This is a genomic window from Ruegeria sp. AD11(2025) (genome assembly GCF_056542405.1).
On record NZ_JBQFZU010000174.1, the window covers coordinates 1 to 512 of the forward strand.

Genomic DNA, 512 nt, shown 5'->3' on the forward strand with positions numbered 1-512 from the left:
CGCTGGGTCCTGAGGCGGGGACAGGATCGGCGATGAAGTCGGTCAATCAGTTGCTGGCGGGCACGCATATCGCGGCAATGGCCGAGGCAATGACCTTCGGCGTCGCACAGGGCTTGAAACCAGAGGATATCCTGAGAGTCATCTTAGTCTCGGCGGGCAACAGCTGGATGTTCGAGAACCGTGCCCCGCATGTGGTGGAGGGCGATTACACGCCGCTGTCGACAGTGGCCATCTGGCCCAAGGATCTGGGCATCGTCACCGAAGCCGCAAGTGCGATGGGGCTGGACCTCCCGGTTGCGCAACGCGCGCTGGGTCAGTTCCGGGAGGCCGCAGAGGCGGGTCTCGCCCAGGAGGATGACGCAGCGATTGCCAAATTCTACGCTGAGAGGGCGGGACTGAAACTACCGGGAGAATGACGTGAAGCTGGGATGTATCGGGGACGATTTCACGGGGTCCTCGGATCTTGCTAATACGCTGATGCGGCAAGGCATGGGTAGCGCTGTTTATGTGGG

2 protein-coding genes are annotated in these 512 nt (G+C 61.5%); both read left to right on the plus strand.

Annotated elements, in window-relative coordinates; all coding sequences use genetic code 11:
• A partial coding sequence (locus tag ACR1XY_RS24950; protein ID WP_480597580.1) for an NAD(P)-dependent oxidoreductase occupies positions 1-416 on the plus strand: 416 nt, incomplete at its 5' end.
• A gap of 1 nt (position 417) precedes the next feature.
• On the plus strand, positions 418-512 hold a 95-nt coding region (locus ACR1XY_RS24955), incomplete at its 3' end, for a four-carbon acid sugar kinase family protein (protein ID WP_480597583.1).